The 16,914-nt window shown below is 66.8% G+C and carries 16 protein-coding genes; 8 read left to right on the plus strand and 8 right to left on the minus strand.

Annotated features, from left to right (window positions below; translation table 11 throughout):
* Positions 1 to 195: 195 nt before the first annotated feature.
* The 3 genes from ULB03_RS22165 to ULB03_RS22175 all read left to right on the plus strand — a co-directional run bounded on the left by ULB03_RS22165 (position 196) and on the right by ULB03_RS22175 (position 2,801).
* Positions 196 to 1,365 (plus strand): zinc-dependent alcohol dehydrogenase, encoded by a 1,170-nt coding sequence (locus ULB03_RS22165; protein ID WP_322485277.1) that lies wholly within the window; start codon positions 196 to 198, stop codon positions 1,363 to 1,365.
* Positions 1,366 to 1,405: 40 nt separating this feature from the next.
* Positions 1,406 to 2,212: an SDR family NAD(P)-dependent oxidoreductase gene (locus ULB03_RS22170; protein ID WP_322485278.1), complete on the plus strand. Its 807-nt coding sequence runs from the start codon at positions 1,406 to 1,408 to the stop codon at positions 2,210 to 2,212.
* Positions 2,213 to 2,309: 97 nt separating this feature from the next.
* A complete protein-coding gene (locus ULB03_RS22175; RefSeq protein WP_322485279.1) occupies positions 2,310 to 2,801 on the plus strand; it encodes a sigma-70 family RNA polymerase sigma factor in 492 nt (163 codons plus the stop codon).
* 428 nt (positions 2,802 to 3,229) lie between these two features.
* Here ULB03_RS22175 and ULB03_RS22180 read toward each other — a convergent pair whose 3' ends face one another.
* A complete protein-coding gene (locus ULB03_RS22180; protein WP_322485280.1) occupies positions 3,230 to 3,754 on the minus strand; it encodes a hypothetical protein in 525 nt (174 codons plus the stop codon).
* 8 nt (positions 3,755 to 3,762) lie between these two features.
* Between ULB03_RS22180 and ULB03_RS22185 the strand changes: the two genes are divergently transcribed.
* Complete coding sequence (locus ULB03_RS22185) at positions 3,763 to 4,023, plus strand: hypothetical protein (protein WP_322485281.1); 261 nt, start codon at positions 3,763 to 3,765, stop codon at positions 4,021 to 4,023.
* 95 nt (positions 4,024 to 4,118) lie between these two features.
* Positions 4,119 to 4,364, plus strand: a complete 246-nt coding sequence (locus tag ULB03_RS22190; protein WP_322485282.1) for a DUF2795 domain-containing protein — start codon at positions 4,119 to 4,121, stop codon at positions 4,362 to 4,364.
* Between the two features lie 82 nt (positions 4,365 to 4,446).
* Here the strand turns inward: ULB03_RS22190 and ULB03_RS22195 are convergent, their stop codons facing one another.
* Both ULB03_RS22195 and ULB03_RS22200 read right to left on the minus strand, forming a co-directional pair.
* The gene (locus ULB03_RS22195; protein WP_322485283.1) at positions 4,447 to 5,055 is read right to left on the minus strand and encodes a cysteine hydrolase family protein; all 609 of its coding nucleotides are present in this window, start codon (positions 5,053 to 5,055) and stop codon (positions 4,447 to 4,449) included.
* A gap of 78 nt (positions 5,056 to 5,133) precedes the next feature.
* The gene (locus ULB03_RS22200; protein ID WP_322485284.1) at positions 5,134 to 5,643 is read right to left on the minus strand and encodes a YciE/YciF ferroxidase family protein; all 510 of its coding nucleotides are present in this window, start codon (positions 5,641 to 5,643) and stop codon (positions 5,134 to 5,136) included.
* 350 nt (positions 5,644 to 5,993) lie between these two features.
* Here ULB03_RS22200 and ULB03_RS22205 point away from each other — a divergent pair, with 350 nt between their 5' ends.
* Positions 5,994 to 7,490, plus strand: a complete 1,497-nt coding sequence (locus ULB03_RS22205) for an ABC-F family ATP-binding cassette domain-containing protein (protein ID WP_416211199.1) — start codon at positions 5,994 to 5,996, stop codon at positions 7,488 to 7,490.
* A gap of 141 nt (positions 7,491 to 7,631) precedes the next feature.
* A complete protein-coding gene (locus ULB03_RS22210; protein WP_145734473.1) occupies positions 7,632 to 8,195 on the plus strand; it encodes a peroxiredoxin in 564 nt (187 codons plus the stop codon).
* A gap of 58 nt (positions 8,196 to 8,253) precedes the next feature.
* On the opposite strand, the gene mgtA is transcribed toward ULB03_RS22210, so the two are convergent.
* Entirely contained in the window at positions 8,254 to 10,815 is a 2,562-nt protein-coding gene (gene mgtA, locus ULB03_RS22215; RefSeq protein ID WP_322485285.1) for a magnesium-translocating P-type ATPase, read from the minus strand.
* A complete protein-coding gene (locus tag ULB03_RS22220) occupies positions 10,800 to 11,750 on the minus strand; it encodes a hypothetical protein (protein WP_322485286.1) in 951 nt (316 codons plus the stop codon). The genes mgtA and ULB03_RS22220 overlap by 16 nt, the downstream gene beginning before the upstream one ends.
* Positions 11,751 to 12,182: 432 nt before the next feature.
* Between ULB03_RS22220 and ULB03_RS22225 the strand changes: the two genes are divergently transcribed.
* A complete protein-coding gene (locus tag ULB03_RS22225) occupies positions 12,183 to 13,766 on the plus strand; it encodes a S41 family peptidase (protein WP_322485287.1) in 1,584 nt (527 codons plus the stop codon).
* Positions 13,767 to 13,770: 4 nt separating this feature from the next.
* Here ULB03_RS22225 and ULB03_RS22230 read toward each other — a convergent pair whose 3' ends face one another.
* From ULB03_RS22230 to ULB03_RS22240, 3 genes are read right to left on the minus strand one after another with little or no spacing between them, the layout of a single operon-like run.
* Complete coding sequence (locus ULB03_RS22230; protein WP_322485288.1) at positions 13,771 to 15,048, minus strand: MFS transporter; 1,278 nt, start codon at positions 15,046 to 15,048, stop codon at positions 13,771 to 13,773.
* Complete coding sequence (locus tag ULB03_RS22235; RefSeq protein WP_322485289.1) at positions 15,045 to 16,322, minus strand: arsenic transporter; 1,278 nt, start codon at positions 16,320 to 16,322, stop codon at positions 15,045 to 15,047. The genes ULB03_RS22230 and ULB03_RS22235 overlap by 4 nt, the downstream gene beginning before the upstream one ends.
* Positions 16,300 to 16,851, minus strand: a complete 552-nt coding sequence (locus ULB03_RS22240) for a hypothetical protein (RefSeq protein WP_322485290.1) — start codon at positions 16,849 to 16,851, stop codon at positions 16,300 to 16,302. Before ULB03_RS22240 ends, ULB03_RS22235 begins: the two co-directional genes overlap by 23 nt.
* Positions 16,852 to 16,914: the final 63 nt, after the last annotated feature.

Here is a 16,914-nt window from a genome sequence, read left to right on the forward strand (position 1 = left end):
CGGCGCCGCCTGGCTGCGGAACCCCGCCCTTCTTCGGCGATTTATGCCGCATTCGGAACCACCATCCCCTGCGCCACGTCCCGGACCGGGACGTGATCCCCTCTTGTCGCCCCGGGCTTGGGTCCTGCGGCCGGAAGTGGGGCGCTGATCCTGGGGGAGGGGGGTTCCCAGCCATCCACCATTGAAGGGGTTCCCATGAAAGCGCTGACCTGGCACGGCAAGGGGGACGTCCGGTGCGAACATGTTCCCGATCCGACGATCGAGCACGCCCGGGACTGCGTCATCAAGGTGACGGCCTGCGCCATCTGCGGTTCGGACGTCCATCTTTACGACGGCATCATCCCCTCCATGGAAAGCGGGGACGTGCTGGGCCATGAGACCATGGGCGAGGTTGTCGCCGTGGGCAGCGGCGTGGGCAACCTGAAGGTTGGCGACCGCGTGGTCGTGCCGTTCACCATCTCTTGCGGGGAGTGCTTTTTCTGCAAGCGCGGCTACTACTCCGCCTGTGAACGCTCCAACCCCGACAGGTCGAAGGCCACCAAGCTGTGGGGCAATTCCCCCGCAGGCTTGTTCGGCTATTCGCATCTGCTGGGCGGTTACAGCGGTGGCCAGGCGGAATATCTGCGCGTTCCCTATGCCGACGTTGGCCCCATCAAGGTGCCCAGCGGCCTGACCGACGAGCAGGCGCTGTTCCTGTCCGACATCTTCCCCACCGGCTACATGGCCGCCGATTTCTGCGACATCCAGCCGGGCGACACCATCGCCATCTGGGGGTGCGGGCCGGTGGGCCAGATGGCCATCCGCAGCGCCTACCTGCTGGGGGCGGAGCGGGTGATCGCCATCGATCATGTGCCGGAGCGGCTGGCCTTGGCCCGCCAGGGCGGGGCCGTGACCCTGGATTTCAAGGAAGAGGACATCTACGACCGCATCATGGACCTGACCCAGGGCCGCGGGGCGGACGCCTGCATTGATGCCGTGGGCACCGAGCCCGATATCGGCAGCGGCTTCGATGCCGTGATCGACCGGGTCAAGGTCGCCACCTTCATGGGCACCGACCGTCCCCATGTTCTGCGCCAGGCCATCATGTGCTGCCGCAACTTCGGCGTCGTCTCCATCGTTGGCGTCTACGGCGGTTTCCTGGACAAGATCCCCATGGGGTCCGCCATCAACCGGGGCCTGACCTTCCGTATGGCCCAGACCCCGGTCCAGCGTTACCTCCCTCACCTGCTGCGCCGGATCGAGGAGGGGGATATCGACCCGTCCTTCGTCATCACCCACCGCGCGTCGCTGGAGGAGGGGCCGGACCTTTACAAGACGTTCCGCGACAAGAAGGACGGCTGCATCAAGGTCGTGTTGCGCCCCTGAGCCGGGCCGTTCCCAACCCCTAGAGTGAAGGAGTAACGCCATGGCCGCCTCCCGCGCGCCCGTCCGCCTGCTGGCCGTCGTCACCGGTGCCTCCACCGGCATCGGCTATGAACTGGCCAAGCTGTGCGCCCAGAACGGCCTCGACCTGGTGGTCGCGGCCGACGAACCTGAAATCCACATCGCCGCCGAAACCTTCCGAACCATGGGCGTGCACGTCGATGCCGTGGAGGTGGACCTTGCCACGGTGGAGGGCGTGGACACCCTCTACACCACCATCCAGGCGACCGGCCGCCCGGTCGACATCCTGTTCGCCAACGCGGGGCGCGGCCTGGGCAAGGGCTTCCTGGACCAGGACTTCGCCAAGGCCAGACGGGTGATCGACACCAACGTGACCGGCACCGTCTACCTCATCCACAAGGTGGGCCGGGACATGCGGCTGGTGAACTCCGGCCGCATCCTCATCACCGGTTCCATCGCCGGCTTCATCCCCGGCAGCTACCAGGCGGTCTACAACGCCAGCAAGGCGTTCCTGGACAATTTCGCCTTCGCCTTGCGCAATGAGCTGAAGGACACGGGCGTCACCGTGTCCTGTCTGATGCCCGGGCCGACGCAGACGGAGTTTTTCCGTCGCGCCGAATTGCTGGACACCGATATCGGCACCACCCGGAAGGACGACCCGGCCAAGGTGGCCCGTGACGGCTTCGACGCCGTCATGAATGGGCAGGCCGATGTCGTCAGCGGCTGGAAGAACAAGCTGCAGGCGACCTTGGCCAACATCACCCCGAACGAGATGCTGGCGGAGCAGCACCGTGGCATGGCGGCACCGGGTACGGCACGCAAGCATTGAAAGCGTCTGACGGACGTCGACAGGTCAAGGTCATTAAGCGTGGTGCAGCATGAGTGCGGAACCCTATGTTGGTTTTCACGGCGATGTTTTGGATTTGTTGCCCAGCCTGCGTGCCTTCGCCAAATCCTTGGCTCGTAATGACGCGGACACGGAGGACCTGGTTCAGGAAACGGTGGTGCGGGCGTGGGCGCACGCGGATCAGTTCCGCCCCGGCAGTTGCCTGCGCGCCTGGCTTTTCACCATCCTGCGCAATCACTTCTACGCCCTGGTGAAGCAGCGTCGGCGGGAACAGGGCGACCCCGACGGCGCCTATTGCGCCCAGGTGGCGGTCGAACCCCGCCAGGAATGGCGGATACGCGGACGGGAGATGGCGGCGGCCCTGGCCCGTTTGCCCGTCGAGCAGCGGCAGGCGCTGCTGCTGGTTGGGGCCGCCGGCGCCAGCTATGAGGAGGCGGCCGACCGGTGCGGCTGCGCCGTGGGCACGGTCAAAAGCCGGGTGAACCGGGCGCGCAGCCGGCTCATGAAACTGAACGACCCCTTGCCGGCCAGCATTTTCAAGCGGCCGGCACCCACGGCGTTCGTCGCTTGATCCTGTAGTCTCGACCGCGCGGTGTTGTTGAAGAGCGTCGTTTCATCGTGGCGACCGCCCTATTTATTCTGAGACCCTGGCCAAAGGCCCTGAAGCCGGAACGGAACCGATGATGGTGCCTGTTCTTGTATCGCCACTGACGTCGACAGCGGCTCCGTGATCTTTTCAACTGCCATTGCACAGGCCACGCGGGATCGCCGGCGTGGCCTTTTTATGAATTTAAGAAAGCGTGCGACAAATAGTCCGTATAATCCATAGCGAAGCGTTAGCTTCGCAGTATTTATGTTTTTGAATCAATATAGTATTGGGAATTTGTGGTTCTGGAGGGGTGTTATGGCATTTAATGTGGCGTGGAAAATGAATTTATACAGAAAATTAAAGGATTGTTTGGGCCTCTCTCGCGTTGTTTGACAGACCGGGCGCATCAGTCACCTGCCCGGCTGTCGGATAAGCCAGGAGGAAAATTCATGGCACGAGAACAATACGAGGATCCGCGCCGCCAGCCCCGCGCCCCTCAGGGCGGACGCCGGGACTATGAGGATTATGATGAGGATCGCCGTCATTCGCGCAGCCGCGATGACGACGATGACGGGGACTACCGACGCGGTGGCCGTGGCGGTTACGCCGAGGACCGTGGCCAGGGTGGCTACTTCGGTGATCCGGAAGGCCATTCCGATATTGGCCGCCGCGGCGGTCAGGTCCGCCACGAGCGTGCCCAGCAGGCGCGGCGTGACGAGTATGGCCACGCCGAGGACCGCGGTCAGGGTGGCTACTTCGGTGACCCCGAGGGCCATTCGGAAATTGGCCGCCGGGGCGGGCAGGTTCGCCATGAGCGTGCCCAGCAGGCGCGCCGTGACGAGTACGGCCACGCAGAGGACCGGGGCCAGGGCGGCTATTTCGGTGACTCCGAAGGTCATTCGGATATTGGCCGCCGGGGCGGGCAGGTGCGTCATGGCGGGCGATGCGCGCCCGCCATGACGAGGACGGCCACGCGGAGGACGAGGGCCAGGGCGGCAACTTCGACGACCCGGAGGAACATGCCGAAGCCGGTCGTCGCGGTGGCCAGAGCCGGGGCCGTTCGGCCAGCAGCCGCGAGGATGAGGAGGAGACGCCCAGCCGGTCGCGCTCCCGTGCCAGCAGTCGCTCCTCGTCATCTTCGGAGTCCGACGACGAGGAGAAGCCGACCCGCCGGCGTCGCAGCAGCTCCGGCAGCATGCACTAACCTATGAGGGGCGGGGCGCTTCGGCGCCCCGTTCCGTCATCAGACTGAGCCAGGCCCGGTTTGACACCTGGGTGGATTTTCAAAGGAGAGTACACATGACGCGAGGATTGGGCGGCCATTCCCCCGCCAACGTGGCCCATTACCTGAAAGGCATCGACTTCCCCGCCGACAAGCAGGCCCTGATCCGCAAGGCCAAGGAAAACGGCGCGGAAGGCGACGTGCTGGACATGCTGGAGGCGATGCCGGACACCGACTATGAGACGGCGGCGGACGTCATGAAGGGCTACGGCGAAGCGGACGAGGGTGGCGCTGGCGGCGGCCGTTCCGGGCGTAGCCACTGATGCCATGTGCGGTGCAGCCGCGATCCTGGGCGGACACCTCTGGGTGTTCGCCCAAGTCGTTTCCGCCTCAATCCACTCCGCCTCAATCCACAACGGTCCAACCGTCCAGCAGTTGATCCGTGGTCATCGTGATGACCTGCTGCGCGAAGCGCGTGCGGTACAAGGTCAGCACGGCATCGTGGGAGGTGTCGACCGAGCTGCAGACGGCGTCGGTCACGATGCAGACGGGATATCCCAAATCAATGGCGTCCAGGACGGTGGCCAGGACGCAGACGTCGGTTTCGCTGCCTGTCACCACCAGCCCGTCCACCCCCCGCCGCCGCAGCAGAGCCGCGAGGTCGCTGCGGATGAAGGCCGAATAGACGGGCTTGTCCACCACCATCGCCGGCGGACACATCCGCGCCAGCTCAGGCAGCAGCTCCAGGGCTTCAGGGGCCAGGTGATCCCGGGTAGCGTGGCGCCATCGCTGGTAATAAGGCCGCCAAGTGCCCGGCATGGCCTCCGGCTCCTGGGGCGGGATGAAGCGCGTGAAGATGGTGCGTGCCGGGAATCGTTCCGCGATAGCCGCTACCATCGGCAGGATGCGGGGCAACCACGGGGTTGGCCAGGGGGCCGCTGGCTGCTCTGGCGAGAACAGCCGCTGCATGTCCAGGCACAGATGCACCGTGGCCGACGTGGGGGTCCAATCCATAACCGGGTTCCCAATGACCGGGCTTACGGGGGTGGAAGCCGCGGCCATTCCGGCCGCGGCTGTGCTGGCCCGTGCTTCTTAAGCGGCCTTGATCTGGCTGGCCGCCGAGTTGTTTATCCTGGTGGAGGCCTTGTTCAGGATCTGGTCCGCGTTCTTTTCCTCATCCAGCGTCTCGGCCAGCAGGTCGGCCACGTCGTCGAGACCCAGGGCCTTGGCCCAGGCGATGGCGGAGCCGTAGCTGGCGATTTCGTAATGCTCCACCTTCTGCGCGGCGGCGATCAGGGCGCTGTCCAACGCCTCCGGCGACAGGCCCAGGTCCAGCAGCTCGCCGGCTTCGGCCAGCATGCCCTCCATCGCCTCGCACTTCTTGCCGCGGCTGCGACTGTTGGTGTCCAGGGCCTCGAACACTTTGTCCAGGCGCTCCACCTGGCCGCGGGTTTCCTCCAGATGGGTTTCCATGGCCTGCCTCAGCTCCTCCGCCGAGGCCGCCTTGGCCAGCTTGGGCAGGGCGCGGACGATCTGCCGTTCCGCGCTGTAGAGGTCCCGCAACTCTTCAATGAACATGGTCTCAAGGGTCTTCTGGGCCATCGCTCGCTCTCCCGACTATGGGGCCGTCCGGGACGGATCGGCCTCCCGTGGTTCCGTTGCCGGCGGAGAAGCGTTCAGCGGGGCTTCGGTTCCCCCCTTTCATCGTCATGCCCATCAGGGTCCCGCCCAACAGGGCTCTATGCCGCCACGCATCCTGTGGCATAAGGGGGCCCTCACGCTTCAGTCACCCCCCAGTCCCGCACGTCCTCAGGAACACGCTTCCCCATGATCCGCTTTGAAAACGTCAGCAAGCACAATGGCCACCGCATTCTGTTCATGGAGGCGTCGGCCGCGCTGAACCGGGGGAGAAGATCGGCCTGGTCGGGCCCAATGGTGCCGGCAAGACCACCCTGTTCCGCATGATCACGGGGGAGGAGATGCCGGACGGCGGCCAGGTGTCGATCGAGAAGCAGGTCACCATCGGCTATTTCAACCAGGATGTGGGCGAGATGTCCGGCCGCAGCGCCGTGGCGGAGGTGATGGATGGCGCCGGGCCGGTCAGCGATGTCGCCAAGGAGCTGGCCAGCCTGGAGGCGGCCATGGCGGACCCCGACCAGGCCGACCAGATGGACGCGATCATCGAGCGCTATGGCGAGGTGCAGGCGCGCTTCGACGAACTGGGCGGGTACGAGCTGGAGGGGAAGGCGCGCGAGGTGCTGGCCGGCCTCAGCTTCAGCCAGGAGATGATGGACAAGGACGTGGGTGGCCTGTCGGGCGGCTGGAAGATGCGCGTGGCGCTGGCCCGCATCCTGCTGATGAAGCCCGACGCCATGCTGCTGGACGAACCCAGCAACCATCTGGACATCGAAAGCCTGATCTGGCTGGAAGGGTTCCTGAAGGGCTATGACGGCGCCCTGCTCATGACCTCGCACGACCGGGAGTTCATGAACCGCATCGTCACCAAGATCATCGAGATCGACGGCGGGTCGCTCACCAGCTATTCCGGCGACTACGCCTTCTATGAACAGCAGCGGGCGCTGAACGAGCGCCAGCAGCAGGCGCAGTTCGAGCGCCAGCAGGCCATGCTGGCCAAGGAGCTGAAGTTCATCGAGCGCTTCAAGGCCCGCGCCTCGCACGCCAGCCAGGTGCAGAGCCGGGTGAAGAAGCTGGACAAGATCGACCGGGTCGAGCCGCCCAAGCGCCGCCAGACGGTGACGTTCGAATTCCCGCCGGCGCCGCGCTCAGGCGATGACGTCGCGGTGCTGAAGAACGTGCACAAGGGCTATGGCAGCCGCACCATTTACCAGGGCCTGGACCTCACCATCCGCCGCAAGGAACGCTGGTGCGTCATGGGCGTCAACGGGGCGGGGAAGTCCACCCTGCTGAAGCTGATCGCCGGCGCGGACCAGCCGGACTCCGGGACCGTCACGGTCGGCGGCAGCGTCAAGATGGGCTATTTCTCCCAGCACGCCATGGAACTGCTGGACGGCGAGCAGACGGTGTTCGAGGCGCTGGAGGCGAAGTTTCCCCAGGCCGGCCAGGGCTCGCTGCGCGCCCTCTCGGGCTGTTTCGGCTTTTCCGGCGATGACGTGGAAAAGAGGTGCCGTGTCCTGTCGGGTGGGGAGAAGGCCCGGCTGGTGATGGCCATGATGCTGTACAACCCGCCCAATTTCCTGGTGCTGGACGAACCGACCAACCACCTGGATCTGGACACCAAGCAGATGCTGATCACGGCCCTGGCCGCTTATGAGGGCACCATGCTGTTCGTGTCGCACGACCGCCATTTCCTGGCGCGGCTGTCCAACCGGGTGCTGGAACTGACGCCGGACGGCATCCACCAGTACGGCGGCGGGTACACGGAATATGTGGCGCGCACGGGGCAGGAGGCGCCGGGCCTGCGCAGCTGAGGCGGCCCTTCGGCGGGCGCGGGCGACTTTTTTTTCACGTGCGGCGATTTCGCACCAAACCAATCGGGCCGCCCAAGCGAATTATAAGCGGTCTGCCCCATCTGTGGGGACCTGAGCGTTTTGAAAGGGACGGAGCAAACCATGAACATCATCCACAGTGCCCGCACCATCCTGGCCGCGGCGGCGGTCCTGGCCGTGGCGGGTGGGGCCACCGTGGCCTCGGCCGCGCTGCCGGTGGGCGCCACCGCGCCGGACTTCCAGCTGCAGGGCGCTTTGGCCGGCAAGCCGCTGACCTTCTCGCTGCACGAGGCGCTGAGCAAGGGGCCGGTCGTGCTGTACTTCTTCCCGGCGGCCTTCACCAAGGGATGCACCATCGAGGCGCACGAGTTCGCCGAGGCGACGGACGACTTCAAGAAGCTGGGCGCCACCGTCATCGGCGTCACCGCCGGCAATGTCGACCGCGTGGCGGAATTCTCCAGCCTGGAATGCCGCGACAAGTTCGCCGTGGCGGCCGACCCCGACGCCAAGGTCGCCACCGAATACCAGAACATCATCCAGGCCGACGGCCGCGTGATCTCCGACCGGACGTCCTATGTCATCGCGCCCGGCGGCAAAATCCTGCTGAGCTTCACCGACAAGAACCCCGACACGCACATCGAAAAGGCGATGGAGGCGGTGAAGGCCTACGCCAAGACGGCCAAGTAAAGCACCTAGCCTGACATCGGCCGCCGGCGACACCCCCCTCCAGGGTGGCGCCGGCGTCTCAGCTTGAGAAACGCCGGAAGAACAGCCGCTTGACCCCCTCCGCCAGGGCGAGGTAGGCGAGAACGGCGGCGCCCAGCAGCAGGTAGAACAGCGGCGGCGGGGCGACCAGCCCGAAGACCGGCGCCAGCGGTGTCAGGGGCAGCAGGGCGGCCAGGGCCGCCGTCGCCAGGGCCAGGCCCGCCAGCATGGGGTGGGGGTGGCTGCGCCACGGGGCCCGTGGCGTCCGGATGATGAAGATCACCAGCACCTGGGTCGCCAGGCTTTCCACGAACCAGCCCGTTTGGAACAGGGCCTCGTCCGCGTGCAGCAGGTGCAGCAGGACGTAGAAGGTCAGGAAGTCGAACAGCGAGCTGACCGGCCCCAGCACCAGCATGAAGCGCAGGATCAAGGGCAGGTTCCAGTGCACCGGCCGGGCCAGCGCCTCCTCCTCCACATTGTCGAAGGGAATGCCGGTTTCCGAGGCGTCGTACAGCAGGTTGTTCAACAGCACCTGCACCGGCGTCATGGGCAGGAAGGGCAGGAACAGCGCGGCGCCGGCCATGCTGAACATGTTGCCGAAGTTGGAACTGCTGCCCATCAGCACGTATTTGGTGACGTTCAGCACGGTGCGCCGCCCCTCCAGCACGGCCTCATGCACCACCGACAGATCGTGGTCCAGCAGGATGATGCCGGCGGCCTCCTTCGCCACGTCGGTGGCGCTGTCGACGGAGATGCCGACATCGGCGGCATGCAGGGCGGAGGCGTCATTCACCCCATCGCCCATGAAGCCCACCACATGCCCCGTCTGCCGGCAGGCCAGCAGCACCCGCTCCTTCTGCTGCGGCGTGACGCGGCAGAAGACGGTGACGTGTGGCAGCCGGGCGCGCAGCGCGTCCTCGCTCAGCGTCCGCAGCTCTTCCCCCGTCATCACGCCGCGGATGGGCAGGTCCAGTTGCGCGCACAGGTGGCGGGTCACCGCCTCCGTGTCGCCGGTCAGGATCTTGATGGCGACGCCGGACCGGGCCAGGGCCGCGACGGCGGCGGTGGCGCTGGCCTTGGGCGGGTCGAGGAAGGCCAGGTGGCCCTCGAACACCAGGTCGCATTCGTCGGCGCGGTCGATATGCTCCCGATCCGGCGGCAGCGGCTTGGTCGCCACGGCCAGGGCGCGGCACCCTTCGCGGCCCAGATCCTGGAACTGGGCGTCCAGCCGCGCCCGCATGTCGTCATCCAGGGGCGCGTCGTCCCCGCCGGCGCCGCGATAGCGCCCGGACAGGCGCAGCAGATCCTCCGGCGCGCCCTTGACCACCAGCAGCCTCTCCCCGCCGTTCTCCGCCAGCACGGACACCCGCCGACGTTCAAAGTCGAAGGGCACCTCATCGCATTTGCGCCAGGCCGCCAGGTCAGGGGTTGCCTGGGCGGCATCACCGTAGGCCAGGATGGCCTCGTCCAGCGGGCTGCGCAGGCCGGTTTCGAAGCGGCTGTTGAGATAGGCCAGGTCGAAGGGGCGCCGCCCTTCGTTCCCCTGGCAGTCCAGGGTGCGGACCAGGCGGATGTTGGCCTCGGTCAACGTTCCCGTCTTGTCGGTGCACAGCACATCCATGGCGCCCACGTTGTGCATGGAGGCCAGGCGCTTGACGATCACCCGCCGCTTGGCCAGGCGCATGGCCCCGCGCGCCAGGGTGACGGTGACGATCATGGGCAACAGCTCCGGCGTCAGCCCGACGGCCAAGGCCAGCGCGAACATCAGGGAATCCAGCCACGGCCGGTGGAACAGCACGTTCACCGTCAGGACGAACAGCACGAGGAAGATGGTCAGCCGCAGGATCAGGAAGCCGAAGCGCCGGACGCCGATCTCAAAGGCGGTCGGCGGGGGGACGGACCGCAGGCTGCCGCTGATCCGCCCGAACAGGGTGGCGGCGCCGGTCTGGCAGACGACGGCCGTGGCGCTGCCGGCGATGACCGAGGTTCCCATGAACAGGCAGGCGGTGGCCTCGCCCGCCATGGCCGGGGCGGGTGGCGTGTGCTCCGCCCGCTTCTCCACGGGATAGGCCTCGCCGGTCAGGACGGCCTGGTTCACGAATAGGTCCCGCGCCTGCAGCAGGCGGCAATCGGCCGGCACCAGGTCGCCGGCAGACAGGCGCACGATGTCGCCGGGGACCAGTTGGTCCAGCGGCAGGGTGGCTTCCGCGCCGTCGCGCAGCACCTGGGCCCGGACGGCGACCGTGCGGCGCAAGGCCTCCACCGCCGCCTCGGCCTGGCGCTCCTGGATGAAATCCAGCACGACGCTCAGCAGCACGACGATGGCGACGATGATGAAGCTGGAGGTGTTGCCCGTGACCGCCGACAGCCCGCTGGCGAACAGCAGGATGAGCACCAGCGGGTTGGCGAACCGGGCCAGGAAGTCGACCCACGCCCGCCGCCGGCGCGGCGGCACCGGCTGGTTCGGTCCCCAGCGCCGCCGCCTGTCCTCCGCCTCGCCGCTGCCCAGTCCTGCGGGGCTGCTGGCCAGTGAGGCCAGCACCGCGTCCAGCGGCTGCGACCAACTGGGCTGTGGCGCGGCGGATTCTAGGGACGGCGGCATAGGAAATCCCGAACCACAGGGTGCACCCGGTCATGCCAGACGGCGCCGTGGAAAAGGTTGAAATGCCCGGCGGGCGCGAAAAGACGGTGCCCGCGCCGGGCCTTGGGTATGGCGGGGCAGAGGCGATGCGCCACCTCGCATTGGCCGGGGCCGGCGATGTCGTCGCGCCCGCCCTCGATGGTCAGCAGGCCGGTATCCCGGATCAGGGCGGGGGTCACCGGCAGGTCGCACCAGCGCAGGGTTCCCTGGGCCAGGGCGTCGGCGTGATAGACGGTGTCGATCACGTCCAGGAAGAATTCGGCGGGCACGTCGATCAGCGACGCCAGGTCGGACAGGAAGGGATGCCCCGCCGGGTCCAGGCCGTCGTCGTGCAGGGCCTTGCGGATGATGTCGCAGCCGTCCGCCATGTGCCGGTTCACATAGGACCACAGCACGCGCCGCTGCGTTTCCCGGTCATAGACGGCCCGCCCGACACCCAGCCGCCCCTCCGGGACCAGGGAAAGGGCGTGGGTGCGGAACCAATCCAGGGAATGGGCGGCGGCGAACTGATCCCCGACCGTGGGGTTGATGCGCGGGTCGATCTTGCCGCCGATCAGCACCAGGCTGCGCGGGTTGGGCAGGGTCCGGCTGGACGCCAGCAGGGCGGTCGCGGCCAGGGCCGGCAGGGCCGACTGGCACAGGCCGATGAGGTCGACCTCGCCCAGCTGTTGTACGGCGTCCAGCACCCGCGACAGGCAGTCGGCCAAACCGAAGCCGCCGCAGGCGGCCGGGACATCGGCGGCATCGCGCCATTCCAACAGGTGCAGGTCGCACCAGGGCGCCATGTCCGCCACCATGTCATGCAGCAGGCGGGGATTGATCCCCGAGAGGGGGGCGATGATCAGAACGCGGGCGGCCGGCGCCGCCACCCCACCGTCCAAAGCCGGAAACCGCACCAGGCGATCAAAGACGCCGTCCTTTACAATCTCTTCCCTGAAGCCCGCAGGGGGCGGCTGCCCGTGTGGGGGGAGTGACGGTTCCGGCATGGTCTCCTCCCATCGGGTTGGGGAGCAGGCGTGGTGAAGCGGACCAGGATGGCGGGATCTTGCCACACGGGCGCGGAGCCGCATTGACCCAACGCAAGGGATGGGCAGCGGCCCATTCCCTTGGCAATATCGTAACTGGCCTGGAGGCCTGTGGTCAGTCGTGGATATTAAGAAATCAAAGAATGGGCATGAAGTTTCCTATGTTAACGCAATAAGAACGGCATATTTTTTAATTTAACTTGCATTTTTATCTTGTGTCCCCAGTTCGGCGCATGATGCCATGGGGTGTCGGCTGTCTGGTTGACCGTTACGACGGTCGGACTTTGGTGGCGCTGGGGGGGCATGCTTAACAAGATCTGGCGCAGAAGCCGTCTTATCAGGGTTTCGGCCTACCTTTTATTGATAGGGACGGCGGCGGCCGGGGCTATCTTCTACCTGCGGCACAAGCCATCGCGTGTGTTCGACACCGCGTGGGATGTGGTCAACACGCATTATTATGACCGCACCTTCAACGGGTATGACTGGGTGAAAGTGGGCCAGACCTACAGGGCCAAGCTGCCGTGGTGGGACAGCCAGGGATTCGATACCGCCGAGGTCATCAATTCCATGCTGCGACTGCTTGAAAGCTCCCATCTGGATTACGAGCCGCCCGCCCAGGCTGAGTTTACCATCCAATCAGAGCCCGGTGCTGGATTGGTCTTTCCTGACAGTATGGAGATGGCGGGCCTCAGCGTCATTGGTCCGGGGCACATGAAGACGCCGATCATTATGGAAATTGAGGGGAATTCTTTCCTCTATGGCCGTGGTGCTAGAGTAGGTGATCATGTACTTATCTGGACACTGAAAAACACTGATGGGAAAGTCGATGTATTGTATGAAATGACAAAGCCGGATGGCTCTGTTGTTAAGGTGTATGTGGAAAAATCACAGATATCTCATGACGATTCTGTTCCACACGTAGAAAATGGAAGAATTATAGTTAGTAATTTCGATGTAGACTCCTTTGTGGCGCTAAATGCGCTTCGGAAGGATCCTGCAAACGCCGGCCTTGTGGTGTTCTACCGCCCTAGTGGCATCGTCACCACCCTTGGGGGGGCAGGGACTGATGAGATTATGCTGGTCATCGACGTAGAAAAGGATTCCGTCGCCGATCACGAGGGAATTGAGATTGGCTCGACTTTGCGGGGAATGACCAGCCTGCCGCGCCAGGATGGCAAGGACGGCATCGCGTTGACCATTCAGCTGCCCAACGGGGAAGAGAGGAAGTTCGAGGCGAAGGTGCCGATCAGGGATGTCGAGGGATGGCAACCCTATCACCGGTCCGTTGAGAGGGTCGGCACCACCCTGGTCATCCGGTTCGACAAGTTCAGTGATGAGGATGTGGACTGGGTCGGTACCCAGCTTCAACAGCACGGTTCCGGGCCCGTCATTCTGGATCTTCGCAATAATTCCGGCGGCACTGTTAAAGCGACACAGCGCTTCCTGGGCTACTTCCTGCCCGCCGGGGCCACGATCATGGAACAACGGAGCGCCACCGGCACCGAAATTATAAAGGTTTCGGACGGGAACGCCGCCATATCCGGTCCGTTGGCGGTCCTGGTCGGCCCGGCCTCCGCCAGCGCCGCCGAGGTTTCTGCCGCAGCACTTCAGGCTTACGGCCGTGCGACCATCGTGGGCCGGAAGACATCCGGCGATGTTCTCATGGCGCGCGCCCATCACCTGTCGAACGGCGGCTTGCTCCAGGTGCCCGAGGCGGCGCTGAGGGACCCCAAGGGGCGGGAGCTGGAGGGCTATGGCCTGGTGCCGGACATCGCGGTGTGGAAGACCCTGACCACCATCCGCGAAGGCCGGGACGTGCCGCTGGAAACGGCCCTGGCGGTTGTGACGGGGGCCAAAGCGCCCGTCGCGGCGGCGGCACGGCCCTGACCCGTCACCCCGTTCGGGAGGGTGAGATGGCCAGCCGGGGTGCGGTCCGGGTGGCGGTTTCCGGGAACAGGGCTGTCAACGCCATGACGGCCAATCCTGCCGCCGCCCCCAGGCCCAGGAAGGCCCAGGAATAGCCGAACCTGTCGACCACGGCGCCCGCCGCCAGGCCGCTGATGGCCCCGCCTATCCCCTGCGCCGACATGATGAGGCCCAGGGCCAGGTTGTAATGGCCGCTCTCCCGCGTCAGGTCGGCGACGATCAGGGGTGTCAGCACCCCGACCAGCCCGGCGCCGACGCCGTCCAGAAGCTGCACGCCGATCAGCCAGGCGGGATTGTCGGACGCCAGGTAGAGGCAGGCGCGGAGGGGCAGCACGGCGAAGGCGATCAGCAGCACCGGCTTGCGGCCCCATTTCTCCGCATAATGGCCGGCCAGCAGCGCCATGGGCAGCATGACCAATTGGGCGGCGATGATGCAGGACGACATCATGGCGGTGGCCCATTCCGGGTTGGCGTTGGCCAGCTTTTGGCCCACCAGGGGCAGCAGCGGGGCGTTGGCGAAATGGAACAGCAGCCCGCAGCCGGCGAAGACCATCAGGGGCCGGCATCGGAGAAGGGCGCGCACGGTACCCTGGGCCGGATGGGCCAGGCCCTCATCCCGGCCCCGGGCGTCCCGACCCTGGGCGCGGTGGTGGTCGATGGCCGCCGCCGGGATGGACAGCACCGCGATCGTGGCCAGCACGGCGAAGAACGGCCCCAGCAGGAAGACCGACCGCTGGCCGAAAAGATGACCCAGCACCCCGGCGGCCAGGGCGATGAAGACGTTGCCGGCGTGGTCGAAGGCGCCGTTGCGCCCCATCCGCCCCGCCAACTGGGACCGGGCGTACAGCCCCAGGGTCAGCGCCGCCACCGCCGGCCCGAAGATGTCGCCCACCACCGCCAGCACGGTATTGGCCAGCAGGACGGGCCAGAACGTCGGCATGGCGAAGATGACGACGCTGCCGATGGCCAACACCGCCAGGGCGGCGGCCACCAGTTCCCGCTTGGCGCGGACGGCGTCGATCAAGGCGCCGGCCGGCCCCTGGGCGGCCAGGCCCAGCAGGCCGCTCACCAGGGTCACCATGCCCACGGCGGACTGGCTCCAGCCCTGCTGGGTGACCAGGTAGACGTTCAGGAACGGCCCCAGGGCGCCGCGCACATCGGCCAGCAGGAAGTTGAGGGCGTCCAGCGCGTTCAGGCTTTTGCACAGCCGTGCCACGCTGCCCCTTAAGGGCGTCGAAATCATAGGTGTGCTCCCACGGAAAGCGCGGCCAGGGCCAGCAGCAGGGCTGGGAGGGTGACCACGGCCCCCAGGCGCATGAAGCGCCAGGCGCTGATCTCCTCCCCCTCCCGCCGCAGCGCGGCCAGCCAGAGCAGGGTTGCCAGGGACCCGGTCACGGACAGGTTCGGTCCAAGGTTCAGCCCGATCAGCATCGCGCCCACCGTCGCGGCGGGCGGGGCCGCCATCGCCACCACCGAGTTGGCCAGCAGACCCGCCGGCAGGTTGTTGATCAGGTTGCAGAGGATGGCCACCACCAGCCCGATACCCGTTGGCCCCACGCCCATTGGCCCCGAGCCCGCCCCGCCGGCCTGACCTAGCCATTCAGCCAGCCGGTCCACGACGCTGGTCTGACCCAACGCGCGCACCATAACGAACAGGCCGGCGACCAGCGGCAGGGTGCTCCATGACAGGTGGCCGAGCAGGCGGGGCAGGGACCGCCGCTCCACCGCGCACAGCAAGGCGGCGGCCAGGGCCGCCACACCGATCGTCGGTCCCCCCAGGGGCCGGCCGGCGGTGGAGGCCGCCACCAACGCGAGGGCGGCCACCACCAGGGCACAGGCCGCGAGGCGGCCGCCCCTGGTCAGCGTCGGCACGGCTATGCGCTGGGCGATGGGGGCGGAGAGGGCGCGCCGCTGGCTCAGGAAAAGCGCCAGGAACGTCACCCCGATGGCCAAGGCTGACGGCAGGGCGAAGCGGCCCAGCCACTCGGCGAGCGGCGGCAGGTGGCCGCCGTACATCACCAGGTTGGAGGGATTGGAAATGGGCAGCAGGAAACTGGCGGCGTTGGCGACGAAGGCGCAGGCGAAAAGATAGGGCGCCGGCGTGGCGCCCGCGGCCCGCACCGCCGCATAGACGGCGGGGGTCAGGACCACGGCGGTGGCGTCGTTGGAAAGGAAGGCCGTCACCGCCACGCCGATCAGGAACATTTGGGTGAAAAGACGGCCGCCCGATCCATTGGCCCGATTGACGGCGATGGCGGCCAGCCAGTCGAAAAGCCCCTCCTGGCGGGCCAATTCGGCCAGCAGCATCATGCCGATCAGGAACAGGTAGAGGTCGCTGCCCTCCGCGACGGCCCCCCAGGCTTGCCGCCACGGAACCAGCGCCGTGGCGACAAGGGTGGCGGCGCCCGCCATGGCCCATACGGCCTCTGGCAGGCGCCAGGGTCGGACGATGACGCCGCCGGTCGTAACGGCGGCCACCGTCCAGATCCCGCCCTCAACCAGCGTGACGGCCGGCATCGGCATCCCGCTGGTGATCAGCCTCGGGGCCGGGCTTGGGGTCTGGCTTGGGCTTGCCCGGCTTCTGCTTGCCGGGCTTCAGATCCCGCAGCTCATCGACGCTGGTGCCGATGGCCCGCGCCACCAGCACCGACCCCGCCGTGGTCGTCACCCTCTCGCCGGCGGCGGCGAAGGGGGCGCCGATGCGCATCCCTTGCGCCAACGGTTCCGCCTCGGCGGCGGCGAAGCGCACCTGCTCGCCGCCGAGCAACAGGACGCCGCGCACCTCCCCCTTGCCGCCATGCAACAGGCGCTCGATCCGGCCCGTGGTCGTGGCCGGGGTGCGCTCCACCGCCGGCGGGGGGGCCGGGGTGTGCGGGGGCGGTGCGTGGTCGGGGCCGGTGTCGGCGATGCGTCGTCCATCGGGCAGATCCACCGCGACGGCGGCGACCACGTTGCCGGCCCTGAGCTTCACGCCCCGTATCCCGACGGCCACGTCATGGCTGGCGGCCAGGGCCGCGGCCACCGCGGTACCGACGTGGGGGGCCATGAGCACCTCCAGCCCATCGCCCAACAGAAAGCCGTCAACCTCGCCCCGCGGGCTCAACAACAG

Source organism: Nitrospirillum goiasense (assembly GCF_034427435.1).
Taxonomy (GTDB): Bacteria; Pseudomonadota; Alphaproteobacteria; order Azospirillales; family Azospirillaceae; genus Nitrospirillum.